The 14800-nt window shown below is 67.7% G+C and carries 15 protein-coding genes; 6 read left to right on the forward strand and 9 right to left on the reverse strand.

Going from position 1 to position 14800, the window contains the following annotated elements:
* Positions 1-27 precede the first annotated feature (27 nt).
* Entirely contained in the window at positions 28-1809 is a 1782-nt protein-coding gene (locus ACFQ9K_RS40185) for a TerD family protein (protein ID WP_378717396.1), read from the forward strand.
* Positions 1810-1815: 6 nt separating this feature from the next.
* On the opposite strand, the gene ACFQ9K_RS40190 is transcribed toward ACFQ9K_RS40185, so the two are convergent.
* From ACFQ9K_RS40190 to ACFQ9K_RS40200, 3 genes are all read right to left on the reverse strand, one after another.
* The gene (locus ACFQ9K_RS40190) at positions 1816-2541 is read right to left on the reverse strand and encodes a TetR/AcrR family transcriptional regulator (RefSeq protein ID WP_378717395.1); all 726 of its coding nucleotides are present in this window, start codon (positions 2539-2541) and stop codon (positions 1816-1818) included.
* 8 nt (positions 2542-2549) lie between these two features.
* The gene (locus tag ACFQ9K_RS40195) at positions 2550-3779 is read right to left on the reverse strand and encodes a cytochrome P450 (protein WP_378717414.1); all 1230 of its coding nucleotides are present in this window, start codon (positions 3777-3779) and stop codon (positions 2550-2552) included.
* 178 nt (positions 3780-3957) lie between these two features.
* A complete protein-coding gene (locus tag ACFQ9K_RS40200) occupies positions 3958-5184 on the reverse strand; it encodes an epoxide hydrolase family protein (protein ID WP_378717394.1) in 1227 nt (408 codons plus the stop codon).
* A gap of 162 nt (positions 5185-5346) precedes the next feature.
* On the opposite strand from ACFQ9K_RS40200, the gene ACFQ9K_RS40205 reads away from it, so the two are divergent.
* Positions 5347-5787, forward strand: a complete 441-nt coding sequence (locus ACFQ9K_RS40205; protein ID WP_378717392.1) for a hypothetical protein — start codon at positions 5347-5349, stop codon at positions 5785-5787.
* A gap of 2 nt (positions 5788-5789) precedes the next feature.
* On the opposite strand, the gene ACFQ9K_RS40210 is transcribed toward ACFQ9K_RS40205, so the two are convergent.
* On the reverse strand, positions 5790-7205 hold the full coding sequence (locus tag ACFQ9K_RS40210) for a DUF1254 domain-containing protein (protein ID WP_378717391.1): 1416 nt from the start codon (positions 7203-7205) through the stop codon (positions 5790-5792).
* Positions 7206-7288: 83 nt separating this feature from the next.
* Positions 7289-7582 carry a hypothetical protein gene (locus tag ACFQ9K_RS40215; protein WP_378717390.1) on the reverse strand — a complete coding sequence of 98 codons (294 nt, stop codon included), beginning with the start codon at positions 7580-7582 and terminating at the stop codon, positions 7289-7291.
* 387 nt (positions 7583-7969) lie between these two features.
* On the opposite strand from ACFQ9K_RS40215, the gene ACFQ9K_RS40220 reads away from it, so the two are divergent.
* Complete coding sequence (locus tag ACFQ9K_RS40220) at positions 7970-8248, forward strand: hypothetical protein (protein ID WP_150406360.1); 279 nt, start codon at positions 7970-7972, stop codon at positions 8246-8248.
* A 74-nt stretch (positions 8249-8322) separates the two neighbouring features.
* Here ACFQ9K_RS40220 and ACFQ9K_RS40225 read toward each other — a convergent pair whose 3' ends face one another.
* Both ACFQ9K_RS40225 and ACFQ9K_RS40230 read right to left on the reverse strand, forming a co-directional pair.
* Positions 8323-9627 carry a carotenoid oxygenase family protein gene (locus ACFQ9K_RS40225; protein WP_378717389.1) on the reverse strand — a complete coding sequence of 435 codons (1305 nt, stop codon included), beginning with the start codon at positions 9625-9627 and terminating at the stop codon, positions 8323-8325.
* 18 nt (positions 9628-9645) lie between these two features.
* On the reverse strand, positions 9646-10200 hold the full coding sequence (locus ACFQ9K_RS40230) for a hypothetical protein (RefSeq protein WP_378717388.1): 555 nt from the start codon (positions 10198-10200) through the stop codon (positions 9646-9648).
* A gap of 105 nt (positions 10201-10305) precedes the next feature.
* On the opposite strand from ACFQ9K_RS40230, the gene ACFQ9K_RS40235 reads away from it, so the two are divergent.
* Positions 10306-10824 carry a PadR family transcriptional regulator gene (locus ACFQ9K_RS40235; RefSeq protein WP_378717387.1) on the forward strand — a complete coding sequence of 173 codons (519 nt, stop codon included), beginning with the start codon at positions 10306-10308 and terminating at the stop codon, positions 10822-10824.
* 13 nt (positions 10825-10837) lie between these two features.
* Here the strand turns inward: ACFQ9K_RS40235 and ACFQ9K_RS40240 are convergent, their stop codons facing one another.
* Positions 10838-12115, reverse strand: coding sequence for a VWA domain-containing protein (locus ACFQ9K_RS40240; protein WP_378717385.1), 1278 nt, complete (start codon positions 12113-12115; stop codon positions 10838-10840).
* Positions 12116-12247: 132 nt separating this feature from the next.
* Between ACFQ9K_RS40240 and ACFQ9K_RS40245 the strand changes: the two genes are divergently transcribed.
* A complete protein-coding gene (locus ACFQ9K_RS40245; RefSeq protein ID WP_378717384.1) occupies positions 12248-13624 on the forward strand; it encodes an MFS transporter in 1377 nt (458 codons plus the stop codon).
* Positions 13614-14033 (forward strand): MarR family winged helix-turn-helix transcriptional regulator, encoded by a 420-nt coding sequence (locus tag ACFQ9K_RS40250; protein ID WP_378717382.1) that lies wholly within the window; start codon positions 13614-13616, stop codon positions 14031-14033. Before ACFQ9K_RS40245 ends, ACFQ9K_RS40250 begins: the two co-directional genes overlap by 11 nt.
* 6 nt (positions 14034-14039) lie before the next feature.
* Here ACFQ9K_RS40250 and ACFQ9K_RS40255 read toward each other — a convergent pair whose 3' ends face one another.
* Positions 14040-14708, reverse strand: coding sequence for a hypothetical protein (locus ACFQ9K_RS40255; protein WP_378717381.1), 669 nt, complete (start codon positions 14706-14708; stop codon positions 14040-14042).
* Positions 14709-14800 lie beyond the last annotated feature (92 nt).

Genomic DNA, 14800 nt, shown 5'->3' on the forward strand with positions numbered 1-14800 from the left:
GGTGGCTCGTGGCATAGTTCGGTCACGATGAAACTCAGCAAAGGCGCCAACGCAGCGGTACCGACATCCCTTCTTGCCGTGGTTGTTTCGTGGCGGTCGGACCATACGGTGGATGCGCACGCCCTCTTGCTGGGCGAGGCGGGGACGGTCCGCACGGATCGCGATCTGGTCTTCTACAACGCCCCGCGCCACGTTTCCCAGGCGGTGACCCTCGACCAGGAGCCCGCGCCGCGGACGGCCCGGCTCAGCGTTTCGCTGCCCCGCACCGAGGCGGACGTGGACCGGATCGTGATCGCCGGCTCGGTCGACGAGGGGACCTTCGGCGATATCGCCGGCCTGTCGCTCACCATCCACGACGCGCACGGGCCGATGGCCGGGTTCGCCATCGAGGATGCCGATCCGGTCACCGCGCTGATGTTCGGCGAGTTCTACCGGCGCGACGGGCAGTGGCGATTCCGGGCCATCGCGCAGGGCTGGTCCACCGGATTGCCCGGACTGGTCACCGAATTCGGGGTCAGCGTCGACGAACAGCCACGCGCGCAGCACCCGCCGAACCCGTTCGGCGGCCGACCGGCACCACCCCCCACGCCGCCGCGAGTACCCGCCGACGAGGGCACGATCGACCAGCGCGCCACGACGAATCCGCGGCCCGGGCACACAGATCTGATCGACCACCGCCCCCACCAGCGACCGATCGACCTCGGCCGTCGCCTGGCCGACCCGGTGCCGCCGCCGGCCCCACCGCCGAATCCCGAGCTGGCCGACTGGCATTCGGATCCGGAGAACCCGGCCCGCCTGCGCTGGTGGGACGGCGCCGAGTGGACCAGCGCCACCCACCACCGGCCCCAGCCGCGCGACCGGCACTGCGACCGATGCGGAAACCTCCGGCGGCGCAAGTTGTTCGGCGGCCTGGCCCCGTGCGAGTCGTGCGAATCGGAGATCGAGGAGTTCCTCACCCACTGGCACACCCAGGCCTGGCGGGTGCTCACCGCGCACGGCCCGCGCGGCCCCGAATGGGCCGCGCTGTGGGCGTCGCTGCGCTATCAGCGCATCGACGAGCAAGTGGGCCGGGCGGCACTGCGCGACGGCGCGCTCAGCTACGTGGAACGGCTGGTCGCCTTCACCTTCGCCGACGGCGAGGTCGAGCAGGACGAGTTGGCCGCCTTCGAACACGCCGTCACCGAACTGGCGCTGACCGGTCCGCTGATCGAGGACCTGCGCAGGCGGCTGCATCGCGGCCGCACCCTGTCCCGGCTGCGGGCCGGTGATCTGCCGGTGGTGCGGACCCCCGGCCTGCACCTGGACCCCGAGGAGAAGGTGCACCTCGATCTGCCCGCGGTGCACGTCCGGCAACTGGCCCGCGGGCCGCGACTCACCGAGGGCCGGTTGATCGTCAGCAACAAGAAGCTGCGCTTCGTCGGCGACGGCACGGGCACCGAATTGCCTTGGTCACGTGTCGTTTCCGTGCACACCGAACAGAACACGGTGGTGCTCGCGGCGACCTCGGCCCGCGGCGGCGCCAGCTTCACCGTCAGCGACCCGGACTACGTCGCCGCCGCGCTGGAGGGCGCGCTCCGGGTGGCCAAACGACTGATCCTGACCCCGGGGCAGCTCGACACCCGCAGCATCCCGCAGGAGGTGAAAGCCGAGGTGTGGCAACGCGACGGCGGCAAATGCGTCGAATGCGGCGACAGCCACTACCTGGAGTTCGACCACATCATCCCGCTCAGCCGCGGCGGCGCCACCAGCGCGACGAACCTGCAAATCCTCTGCCGCGCCTGCAACCGGGCGAAGGGCGCGCGCATCTGACCCGGGCTACTCGATCAGCAGGCCCGCGGTGTGCCCTAGATCGACCAGCATCGCGTCGAACAGGATCTCCGGATTCGACAGCGGGACCGGGTAGTTGCCGAACACCTCCAGCGTGACGTGCCCGTACAAACGCGCCCACATCTGGATCATCAGATACATCACCCCCAGATCGAGCTTCTCCGCCGGGAACTTCTGCCCGGTCTCCGACAGCGCCGCGAGCAGCTCGGTCTGGAAGTGCACGAGGTCTTCGCGCAACTCCGGCGGGATGACGTCGGTGGGCGGGGTGACGATGTCGTAGTTGGCCAGCAGCCTGCCCGCGGCGGCGAGGAAGATCCGGCCGAAGGGTTCGTCGAAGCGGCGCAGCGCGCGGGCCTCACCGCCGCCGGGCGAGGCGAACACCAGGGTGAACTCCCTGGTGTGCGCCAGCGCCCAGCGGCGAAAGCCCTTGCAGATGGCGAAGAACTGCACCACGCCGTCGTCCGGCAGCGTCGCGATCTCGGCGGACAACTCGTCGGCGAGGTCGGCACAGAACTCCAGGCGCAGCCGGTCCAACAGGTCGTCCAGCGACCCGTAATAGCGGTACAGCGCGGGTGCGGTGATGCCGAGCTCGCGCGCGATCGCGCGCAGGCTCACGGCCGCTTGTCCCTGGTCCACCAGCAGCGTCCTGGCCACCCGCCGGATCTCAGCGTCGGTCACGATCGGCGAGCGGCCCCGGGGTTTGGGGTTACTCATGGTGTGATTCAAGCGTATTGAACATCCCAGCGCTTGATGCCGTTCAACCACCCGGAACGCAAACGCACAGGTTCTGCGACCTGACGCAGGTTCGGCATGGCGTCGGCGATGGCGTTGAACATCAGATCGATCTGCAACCGGGCCAGGTTCGCGCCGACGCAGTAGTGCGTGCCGGTGCCGCCGAAGCCGACGTGCGGGTTGGGATTGCGCAGCACGTCGAAGCTGAACGGATCCTGGAACGCCTCCTCGTCGAAGTTGGCCGAGCCGTAGAACAGCCCGAGCCGCTGGCCCTTCTTGATCTGCTGCCCGCCCAGCTCCAGGTCCTGGGTCGCGGTGCGCTGGAAGGCATTCACCGGGGTGGCCCAGCGGACGATCTCGTCCGGCGCGGTGCGCGGCCGCTGCTCCTTGTACAGCTCCCACTGCGCGGGGTTGTCCACGAAGGCCTTCATGCCGTGGGTGATCGAGTTACGGGTGGTCTCGTTGCCCGCCACCGAGAGCAGGATGACGAAGAAGGCGAATTCGTCGGAGGCCAGGCCTTCGCCGTCGATGTCGGCGTTGACCAGCTGGGTGACGATGTCGTCGGCCGGGCACTTGCGCCGGTCCTCGGCCATGTTCCAGGCGTAGCCCATCACCTCGGCGGTGGCCACCTGGTGATCGCCCTCGAATTCCGGATCGTCGTAGGAGATCATCTGATTGGACCAGTCGAAGATCTTCTTGCGATCCTCCTGCGGAATGCCGATCAGCTCGGCGATCGCCTGCAGCGGCAGCTCGCAGGCGACCTGCTCGACGAAGTCGCCGCTGCCGTTCCGCTTCGCGTCGTGCACGATCTTGGCCGCCCGCTCGGTGAGCGCGGCGCGCAGGCTCTCGATCGCGCGCGGCGTGAAGCCCTTGGAGATGATTCGGCGGACCTTGGTGTGCTTGGGCGGATCGAGGTTGATCAGCAGCATGTCGCTGAGCATGCCGATCTGCTCCGGGGTGACGTCCTCGTTGAACCGGATGATCGAACCGTTCTCGTGCGAGGAGAACAACTCCGGGTGCTTGGAGATCTCTTTGATGTGGTCGAGCTTGGACACGACCCAGTAGCCGCCGTCGTCGAAGCCGCTGGCCCGGCCGGATTGGGCGCACCACCAGACGGGTGCGGTGCGGCGCAGCTCGGCGAATTCCCGCACGGGCAGTCGGCTGGCGAGCATGTCGGGGTCGGTGAAGTCGAATCCTGCGGGAATCGCGGGCGTGGTCACGGTCACGGGGCTATCTCCTACCGGTCTGGCGTGCAGACCTCACAACATTGTGTGGAACACGTTCCAGAAACGATGGAACCACAGAACCGGGGTCGGTGAACAGTATTTAGTAAAACCCGTTTACTAGATTCCGTTCGATGCCCGGCCGCGCGCCCGGCTGGGCGCGCAGGCGGCCGGCTCAGCCGAGCTTCCGGAAGAAAACGCGCAGGTCATCGATTACCGCCTGCGGATCCTCCAGCGACAGGAAGTGCCCGCCGCGACCGAGTTCGGTCCAGTGCACGATGTGGTGATCGCGCTCGGCCCAGCGGCGAATGGTCACATCGTGGGCGGAGACCAGGACGCCGGTCGGGACGGTCGGATGAGCCGAGGCCGACCTATCCGGGCCGTCCTCGGTACCCCAGTTGCCTTCCGATTGCTCGGCCGTCTCGTCCGTCGACCACTCGGCCGAATTCCAGTCGTTCGCGGAGATCTCCTCGTAGTAGATCTGCGCCGACGAACCCGCGGTCCCGGTCAGCCAGTACAGCGACACCTCGAGCAGCATCCGATCGCGATCGATGCTGTCCTCGGGCAGACCATCCTCGGGCATGGTCAGCTCCTTGAACTTCTCCACCATCCAGGCGAGCTGACCCGCGGGCGAGTCGTTCAGGCCGAACGCCACAGTCTGCGGCCGCTTCGAATTGCATTGCAGGTAGGCGTCATTGAAGTTCTGCATCCGCGCCCAGCGCCGCTGCTCGAGCTCGGTGAGACCGTCCAGCTCCCCCTCGGCCCCCACCGGGAAGGTGATCAACCCGTTGACGTGCACGCCCACCACCCGCTCCGCGTCCTGCCTGCCCAGCTGCGGCGCGACCCACGCGCCGGTGTCGTAGCCGTGCACTCCGTACCGGTCGTAACCGAGCCCGGCCAGCACCCGGCCCAGTGCCCCAGCCATTTTCGCCGCGTTCATGCCGGGGCCGGCCAACGGAACCGAGAAGCCGAAGCCGGGCAGTGACGGAATCACCAGGTGGAAGGCGTCGGCCGGATCGCCACCGTGCGCACGCGGGTCCGACAGCGGGCCGATCAACTCGAGGAAGTCGGCGACCCCGCCCGGCCAGCCGTGCACCAGCAGCAGCGGCGTCGCGTCCGGTTCGGGCGAGCGCACGTGCAGGAAGTGGATGGTCTGGCCGTCGACGTCGGTGACGAACTGCGGGTGTGCGTTGAGCCGGGATTCCTGTGCCCGCCAGTCGAATCCGGTCCGCCAGTAGTCGGCGAGCCCCTTCAGGTAGTCCACCGGAACACCCCGGCTCCAGCCGACCCCGGGCAGTTCCGCCGGCCATCGGGTGTTGGCCAGTCGCGCGTGCAGGTCGTCGAGGTCGGCCTGCGGGATGTCGATGTGGAACGGACGGATGCTTTCCGCGGTGTTTGTCATGGTCAGGACGCTATGGGCGGCTTAGGACAGCTAGGTTCCCAACCGTGCGCGCTCCCGTGGGATTCCGCCGTGAGCGAAACCCGAGTCGGCCGGAATCGCGCTCCTTCGCCGGGAGATGGGCATGTAATGGTGTGGAGTACCCGCACCTGTTCGGGAGGTTCCATGCCCAGTATGTACGAGCACGTCGGCGGCGCCGAGGTGCTGCATCGCGTCGAGGCGGCGTTCTATGACAAGGCGCTCGCCGACCCGGTGCTGAAGACCCTGTTCACCGAGCGGCGACCGGATCATGTCGACCATCTCACCTGGTTCACCGCCGAATCATTCGGCGGGCCCGAGCAATTCACCCGCGAGCTCGGTTTCGATCACCTCATCGCGGTGCACCGCGGCCTGGCCATCACCGACGAACAGCGGGAACGCTTCGTCGCGGCGTATATGGAAAGCTTCGAGGAGGCCGGACTTTTCGAGAACCCGGACTTCCGCCAGGCGGTTTTCGAACACGTGGCGTTCGGCGCCCAAGTGGCCCAGCAGAACTCACACGCGGCGACGGACGCGGAACTGCATCCGATCCGCGAGGTACCGCACTGGACCTGGGCGGGCGACTGACCTCAGGACACCGGGGTCAGCGGCGGCGGCTGCCAACGCCCTTGGATCGCTTCGTCTTTCGGCGCGTACAACCGCATGGTGAGGGAGAACTGGCCCGACTCCGGGATGGGCAGCCAATTGCCGGGCGGCACGGCCGGACCGGGGTCGGCGTGCTGCACCGCGAGGTCGACGGACCCGTCCGCGTTGGGCACCACGGGCAGCTGGTGGCCGATGGCATAGATATCGGCCGGGTTGGGCATCAGATAGCTGTCCGCGTCGTAGGCGGTCAGCGACCAGAAGGCGTCGACCGGCGGCAACTGCCCCGGCGGGAAGTGCAACCGGAACCGGCCGGTGTCGCCGTTGGCGCCCGCCGTGGCGAACAGCGTCGGATAGATCGCGTCCTGAGGCAGGTTGGCGCCCAGCCCTTTCCACGCGACGCCTGCCCGTTTCAGATAGTTGGTGCCGTAGGCACCGATGGTGGGATCGAAGGTCCAGCCGTTCTCGTTCACCGCCTCCGGATCGAGGTAGACCGGAATCTGTTGCCGCGCAGTGCTGACCGCGGCGCCGAGTTCGCGATCGGAGAGTCCGCCGAGCTTGCCGCCCGGTGTGAGCCCGATGGTGGCGAAGCGCTTCATCGCGGCCGCGTCGTCGGGTGCGGGCGGATTGATCGCCAGCAGTGCGGACATCCGCTCGAAGAAGGCCCGCGCGTCCAACTGGGCGACCTGCTCGGCCGGCGGCGTCGAATCAGCGTGCGGCGCAGGCGCAGCGGTCGCCGCCGGTCGCCCGGCGGTCCAGTCGCTCAGCGGCACCAGCCGCAGTTGCCGCTGGAGTGCGTGCACGGCGGGCAGGTCCTCGGCGCCGTCGACCTGGATCCGGCCGAGCAGCCAGACCGTCGGCGTCGGCATGGGCAGCGGGGTGACCTCGTCGGGCAGCGCGCCGGACCAGCCGGGGCCGACGATCGCGTAGGTGCACGGAGCACCCGACTTCGCTTGCGGCCGAACGCTGCTCGGATTGTGCACGGTGTTCGACCAGGCGTCGAGCAGTTGCATCAGCCAGTACCGGCCGCCGTCCATGGCAGGCACCTGCAACACCATCGGCTCGGCGCGCAGATCGAGCCACGCGGACGAGTACAACGTATCCAGGTTGAGCCGCACCACATCCCGGCGCGCGGGCGTCGGCAGCGCCGCGGCGTGCTGGAACCGATTGGCCGGGACGCTCGCCTCGGCGGCCGCCCTGGTGACGTCCATCAGCACCAGCGGGAAGCCGAAGATGTACGCGTCCTTGGCGATCGACTCGGTCGTGCTGAGCGCCGCCGTGGTGGGCGACGCCGACGGCTCGTCGGAGCCGCCGCACGCCGTCAACCCGAGCGCGGACGCCGCACCGGTTGCCGCCAAGCCGAACATGGTCCGGCGCGACACTCCGCCGTCGGTCTCGCCCATAGGTCTTTCTCCTGCTTTCCGATCCGATCGGACATTGCGAGAGATCCGCGCAGGAGTATAGCCAAGCGTTTGCCGTAAACGGCTCAGGTGCCCAGCACGGCGTTCATGATGGTGCCGGCGCTGGTCGCGACGACGCCGCCGATCATGGCTCCGGCGATCATCTTCGGCGATTGCAGCGCGCCGCCCTGCCACTTCTCCCAGGCGAACTTGCCGCCGGCGAAGACGATCGCCAAGATGCCCGAGAGCAGCGCGAACCAGGTGAGGTAGCGGACCATCTGTAACAGCTTGTCCGACAACGGCGGCGCCTCCGGGGTCGGGTTGCTCACCTGCGCCAACGTCGTGAAGCTGTCCCCGATCGACGTCAAAATGATGCTCACCGTCTGCTCCCTACGCTTCACTACAACTTTGCCGCCGCCGAGCCGCCGCGCGAAAGTTGTTCAACCACCGATGAATTCGATCTTGGATGAGGATACTGGCACGCGGGCCGTCGCGTGACCGCCGTGCGCACAACCACACGGCACCTTCGGAAATCGCCCCCAAGTGGTAGTAAGCGACAACCCACCGGCGGACCGGCGGCGCGCGGCGACCGGGTCATCGAGCACCCCGCCCCACCCATCATCCCGACGGATGGCGACCCCGGCAAGGGCACAGCGACACCGAACTTCACTGCGCTGCACCGACCCGACTGCATCGCAGCGAACAAACCGATACCATCACAGTCAGCGAATCCTGCCCTGTCCCGAATCCAGAATGAGCTGACCACGATGATCCTGCTCGCCGTGCACGACACACTGCTTGCTCAGATCGGCAACCCCAGCCCCGAGGCTCCGCCGATCTCGGACAAGTTCCTCCAACTGGTCCGCTACTTCACCTGGTTCGTTCTCCTGGCGGGCATCACCGCCATCATCTACGCGGGCGGCAAGTTCGCGTGGGAGAAGTGGACCGGCGGCGGGCTCGACTCCCCGAAGATGGTGGCTGGAGCCATGATCGGTGGTGTCGTCGCCACCAGCGCGGGCACCATCATGAACGCCGTCATCGGCTGACCTACCCGAAAGCGCTGGTCAACGCACGCGAAACGGCCGCGGCGGTACCGAACCCGCCGCGGCCGTGATTCGAACTACCGGTCCGCGAGCCAACTTCCGTGGAACCCGAACGGGACGCGGCGCGGGAGGTGGATGGTGGCCACCGGTTCGGCGGCCACGTCGTCGGCATTCAGGATGGTCAGATCGCTGCGGTCGGTCGCGGCGTCGTAGACGTAGGTCATGAGATAGCCGGGCCCGCCGGGGTTCTGATCCGCGGGGGCGAACGCGGCCTCGCCGGGGATTCGGCCGGGACCGAACTCGTGCGCGGTCTGGCCGCCCGTGTGCAGGTCATAGCGGATGAGCGCGCCGGAATCGCCGGACACCGCGGCATGGCCGAAGCGGGCATCCAGGCCGACCAGGCGATCGTCCACCCGCGGGAACTCGGCATTGCGATCGTCGAGTTGCTCCTCGGTGACGGCGCCGGTGGCGAGATCGAGGGTCCAGCGCCACAGGGTCGACTTGTCGAAGCCGTCCGAGGTACCGCGCCAGAGCTCCGGGTAGCGCATCACGTACAGCACGATTGCGCCCGGCTCGTCGTAGGCGTTGAGCGAGTGGAAGACGTAGCAGGGGTCGATCGGGAACCAGCGGACCTCGCCGAACGGGTCGTCACGCCGCAGCACCCCGAGTCGGGCCTGGTAGCCGTCGCTCCAGCGGAACGGCATGCCGTCCCCGGCGGCCGCGCTCGCCAGGTCGAAAACGACCGGCAGATCCATGAATACGACGTGCTCGGCGGTCAGATTGAAGTCGTGCTGCATCGTCGCGGCCGGCACGTCGATCGGCCGGCTGAGCAGCAGATTGCCGTCGGCGTCGGCACGGTGATAGGTCAGGAAGGGCTCGCCGACCACCTCGTAGCCGAAGAAGTGCAGCTCGCCGGTGATCGGGCAGGTCTTGGGGTGCGCGGTCATCGCGGTGCGCAGCTTGCCGTCGAAGTCGTACGGGCCGACGGTGTCCAGCTCGCGGGTCAATTCGTAGGGGTAGGACGTTTCGACCAACGCCAGGGTGCGGCCCGCATGCCGGATGACGTGGGTGTTGGCGACGCCGGCGGTGAAGTTCCGCTCGCCCGTCTCGCCGTAACTGCGGGCGCCGTCGGTGAACGTCGAGGTGCGGACCCAGCGATTGCGGTAGGAGACCGCGCGGCCGTTCTCGATCCGCACTCCGTGCACCATGCCGTCGCCGGCGAACCAGTGGGGGGCGGCCGCGGCATGCGGGTTGGGGCCGTTGCGCAGGTACCAACCGGTGAGCTCCGGTGGGATCTGCCCGGTGACGGGGAGATCGTGGGCGGTCAGTTCCTCGGTGACGGGTGCGAAGTTGCCGGCGAGGTAGGGGGCTGAAGTAGTCATGGGAGACAACCGATCTGGTCAGGCTTCGGCGCCGGCGGGCGCCTTGGACTGGATGTAGGCGACATAGCGAAGGGTGAAGACCACCGGGATCGCGAAGGCCAGGACCTGCGCGATGGTCCGCAGGGTCGAGTCGGCATGCGCGAGCACGGTCAGCACGACGCAGCCGATGGTGAAGCTCGCGGCCCAGACCGAGGTGAGCACATAGGCGGTCCGGATGAATACCGGGTTGTCCCAAAGCTCTTTCGGGGTGGACTGTTTCGCGACACCGAGGGTGAACGGCTTGCGCACGGCCAGCGAGAACAGCGCGATCAACGCGAGCACGCCCGAGGACAACGCAGGGCTGTAGGGATGCAGGGCGGTGTCCGGATCGGCGAACGCGAGCACGGTCAGCGCCGCGAAGAAGACCAGCGATCCGAGGTCGATCAGCAGAGCGTCGAGGGTGCGGCCGGCCCGGAGCTGGCGGGTCACCTCCACCACCGACAGCAGCAGCGCGATCAGCGCGGCCCACTGCCAGTGCGCGGCCGGAATGATCGCGTAGACGATCCAGGGGGAGAAAGTACGCAAGTACGACATGTCCGAAGCTCCTCGACTCGCGTTGCCGCGATATTCCAGTTTTGACATGTCAAAACTAGAGTCTCTCAGTTCGACCTGTCAATAGTGGAATGTAGAGTGAGGGGCATGAGTCTCCGGTACGCCATGCTCGGACTGCTGGCCGACCGCCCAGCCAGCGGCTACGACCTGCTGCAGCGGTTCAAGTTCTCGCTGGCCAACGTCTGGTCCGCGACGCAGAGCCAGATCTATACCGAGCTGGCCAAGCTCGCCGAGGCGGAACTGATCGCGGTGTCCGACGAGGGCCCGCGCGGCCGCAAGGAATACACGATCACCGAGGCCGGCCTGGCGGAGCTGCGGCACTGGCTCACCGACACCCGGCCGAAACGGGTGATCCGCAACGAGACGCTGCTGCGCGTCTTCTTCCTCGGCGTGGTGTCACAGGCGCAAGCCGCCGACTACCTGGACGGCATCGCGACCACATCCGGCACGGGGCACCAGGAGCTGCTCACGCTCGAGCAGACCATCGACTGGGACGACAATGACTTCTCCCGGTATGGCCGCATCGCGATGGAGTGGGGCAAACGCTTCTACGCGATGAACGAGGAGTGGGCCAGGTGGGCGATGGAGCAGCTCCCCGAGGACTGAGATCCGTTGCGGCTCAGCGCAGGACGCCCGCGGCCGCGGCCGCCCGCAGCCAGTCCGGGAACTCGCCGAGCAGGCGGGTGTACAGCTCGCCGTCGTCGACGCGATCGATGTCGTCGAGCGCGAAAAAGCCCGCGTTGTCGACGATTCGGCCGGTCATCTCGTCCAGCGAGCGCAGAAGACCGTAGTTGGCCCGGCCGAGCCCGATGAACTGCCAGAAGGCGGGCAGGTGCGAGGCCTCCCGCATGAGCGCGGCGATCTCGCGCTTGTTCGCGAAGCCGCCGTCGGTGAAGAACAGGATCAGCGTCGGCCCGTCGCCGGGGCGCAACGACGCCATGATGTCGCGCATGACCGGCAATTCGTCATTGCGGCCGCCGATTCGGTTGTAGTCGATGCCCGCGTGGGTGCCGCTGAGATGCAGATAGGTCTGCGCCCATTCGTCGCTGTGCTCGACGGTGATGTCGGGCAGCTTGGCGAACGAGAGCGCGTAGAGGTACACCTCCAGTGCGCCGTTGTCGTCCAATTGAGTTGCTACCGGGACCATCCGCTGCACTACGCGATGCACCACCTGCTTGCGGTACTGCGCGAGCATGCTGCCGGTCTTGTCGATCACCAGCACCACGCGGGCCCGAATGCCCAAGGCGCCCTTGCCGATCAGCACCTTGGCGACGGCGCGCTTGCGCAGGTCGAGTTTCTGCCGCTTCTCGAACGACAGCGCAGCCTCGCCGGGGACGGTGCGCACCTGGAGATCCGAGCCGGGTGGCACCGAGACCGGCCGCGGCGCAGCAGGTTCCGACTTAGCGGGCGTATCGTCCACGCGCACACCATGATCGGTGACCAGATCGGCGAAGCCTCCGGCGTACCCCTGCCCCACCGCCCGTACCTTCCACTCGGCGCCGCGCCGGTACAACTCGAGCGCGATCACCACGGACTCGCTGCCGAGACCCTCGATCCGATACTCGTACAACACATCTCCGGAAGGGTCGGCGACCGTGGCGACCGGCGCGGCGAACCGGGCGAAGGTGGCCTCCGGATCGTCCAGCGTGATCACCGCTCGTAGCTGCGCGATCTCCGCCGGTACCTCGGCGAGCGAAACCTCCAGCGCCCCGGACCGCAGCACCACCCCGGGCGCCGCCGGCTGATTGAAGAACACGAAGTCGGCATCCGAGCGCACCGTGCCCGCCGAGGTCACCAGCAACGCCGACACATCGACCGCCGCCGCGCTGCGCACCGACACCACCACCCGCGCCTGCGCCAGCGCACCGTTCTGCCCCTTGACCAGTGCAGCACCCATCGCGACTCCCTCATCCGGACCGACGAACGTAGTCAGGTTAGGGCAGCGTCTGCGCGAACGCCGAGGGATCCGGCCGTGCGACTCAGCTCACAGCCCTTGCATCCGGAACAGTTGTAACTCCACAATAGTTGTGTGATTACAACTGTTCCGGAGCTGACAGCGCGGCGGAAGACGCTGGTGCTGGCGACCTGCTGTCTGAGCCTGCTCATCGTGTCGATGGACTCGACCATCGTGAATGTGGCGATACCCGCCATTCAGACCGATCTGCACGCGCCGCTGTCCCGGTTGCAGTGGATCGTGGACGTCTACACGCTCACGCTGGCCAGCCTGTTGATGCTGGCCGGGGGCATGGCGGACCGCTTCGGGCGGCGCCGGGTATTCCGGATCGGGCTGGTCACCTTCGCGATCGGGTCGCTGCTGTGCAGCCTCGCGCCGTCCATCGAAATCTTGATCGGCGCCCGGTTCCTGCAGGCGATCGGCGGGTCGATGCTCAATCCGGTGGCGATGTCGATCATCACCACGGTGTTCACCGGACGGATGGAACGTGCGCGCGCGATCGGCGTGTGGGGCGCGGTGGTCGGCATCTCGATGGCGCTCGGCCCGACGGTCGGTGGCGTGCTGATCGATGCGCTGGGCTGGCCATCGGTGTTCTGGATCAACCTGCCGATCTGCCTGCTGGCCCTGGTGTTCACGGCGCTGTTCGTGCCGGAGTCGAAGTCGGCGACCTTCCGCGGCATCGATCCGGTCGGGCAGGTGCTCGCGGTGGTGTTCCTGTTCACCACGGTGTTCGGGCTGATCGAGCGCATGCCGCTGATCTTCGTGGTCTCGGCGCTGGCGCTGGCCGCGTTCGTCTACTACGAGTCGCGCCGCGTGGATCCCTTCATCGACCTGCGGTTCTTCCGCAGCGTGCCGTTCGCCTCGGCGACGGTCATCGCGATCTTCGCCTTCGCCGCGCTCGGCGCGTTCCTGTTCAGCTGCTCGCTGTACCTGCAGAACGTGCGGCACTACTCGGCGGTGCACACCGGGCTGCTGTATCTCGCGATGGCCGTCGCCGTGGTGATCGTCTCGCCGCTGTCCGGCCGCCTGGTCGGCCGGGTCGGGACCAAGCCGTCGCTGATCGGCGCGGGCGTGATGATGACCGTGGCCGCCGTACTGCTCACCACGCTCGACGCACACACCCCTGTGTGGGCGCTGGTGATCATGTTCGCGCTCTTCGGGATCGGGTTCGGCGCGGTGAACGCGCCGATCACCACCACCGCGGTCAGCGGAATGCCGCTGGATCGCGCGGGCGCCGCGTCGGCGGTGGCCTCGACCAGTCGCCAGGTGGGCGTGAGCATCGGGGTCGCGCTGTGCGGCGCGCTGGCCGGCGCCGGACTGTGGTGGGTCATCTCGGTGTTCACCGCGGGTGTCGCCATACTCGGCGTAGTCGCGAACACGCCGTGGGCCAAGCGGTCCAGTGACCGCGTCGCCCCGCTCCTGGAACAGAAAGTGCCCGTTCATGCCGCATGACAACCCCACACCCGACGAGGTGTGGGCCCTGCTCACCCGCATCGTGATGTACTCGCGCGACCCGTGGCGGCGGGCCGCGAGCGAGCGGGCCGGGGTGTCGTTCAGCCGGATTCGGGTGTTGCGCCGGCTGCGCACCGGGCCGATGACGGTCAAGCAGCTGGCACACGCCGCGGCGATGGACGCCCCGGCCGCCACGGTCGCGGTCAACGATCTCGAGGAGCAGGGCTTGGTGGTCCGCGAGATCGATCCCACCAACCGTCGGCAGAAACTGGTGTCCATCACCGACGCGGGTCGCGCCGTACTCGCCAAGGCGCTGGCGACCCCGGATCCCGCGCCGGAATCCATCGCCGCGTTGTCCGCCGACGAACTGCGAGCGCTACGCGACATCCTCAGTCGGATCGAGCACTGAAACCGTTCAGGCGCTGACGAACTCGCGATCGCCGTACTGAATATCGGACGTATTCCAGGTACCGCCGAGCCCCGCGACGAAGCGCTGGGCCAGCTCCAGGTCGGCGATATCGACGACGAGGATCAAGGTGCCGTCCTCGGTGATCGACCCACCGACGAGCCGTTCCCTGGCCACCGGATCGGCCACCAGGCCGTCGCGGAATCGTTGCGCACCGACTCCCCCGACGGTGACCGTAAAGGCATCCACCCCTGGCGAATTCGCGGCGAGCCGCTGGAACGTCAGCACGGACTCCTGCTGATACCGAGTGCGTACCTGGTCGGCGATCTGCCGCAGCTCGGCGCCGTCGACGCAGGCCAGATGGAATTCCCGAGACCGCTCGTAGGTCGCCTGCTGCCGCTCGTCCGACCAGAACACCCCACTGACCAACGTCGAACCGACGGGTAATCCGATGTGCTGCACCGCGATCGCGTCGACGGCCAGCTCGAAACCGGCCAGCCGGTTACCCAGCCGCTCGTCCTGCGGGTCGGTGATGGTCGCGGTGTTGTCGGTCGCGAACAATTCCGCGGTGGGCCGCAACGGATTTCCCGCCGCACACGCGGCCGGCCCCGCCGCGGCAGGTCCCACTCCCCCGAGCAAGCCCGCACCGACGAACACCGACGCAACAACTGCCACCATCCGTGCCGCGATCATTCCGATCCTCCCGAGTCGCTGATCTCCGCGATAGACCACAGCACCCTATCGCCGTACTCGGCGAACTCGCGACGTTT

Origin of the sequence: Nocardia sp. NPDC056564, from assembly GCF_042793755.1 — a bacterium.
GTDB lineage: Bacteria > Actinomycetota > Actinomycetes > Mycobacteriales > Mycobacteriaceae > Nocardia.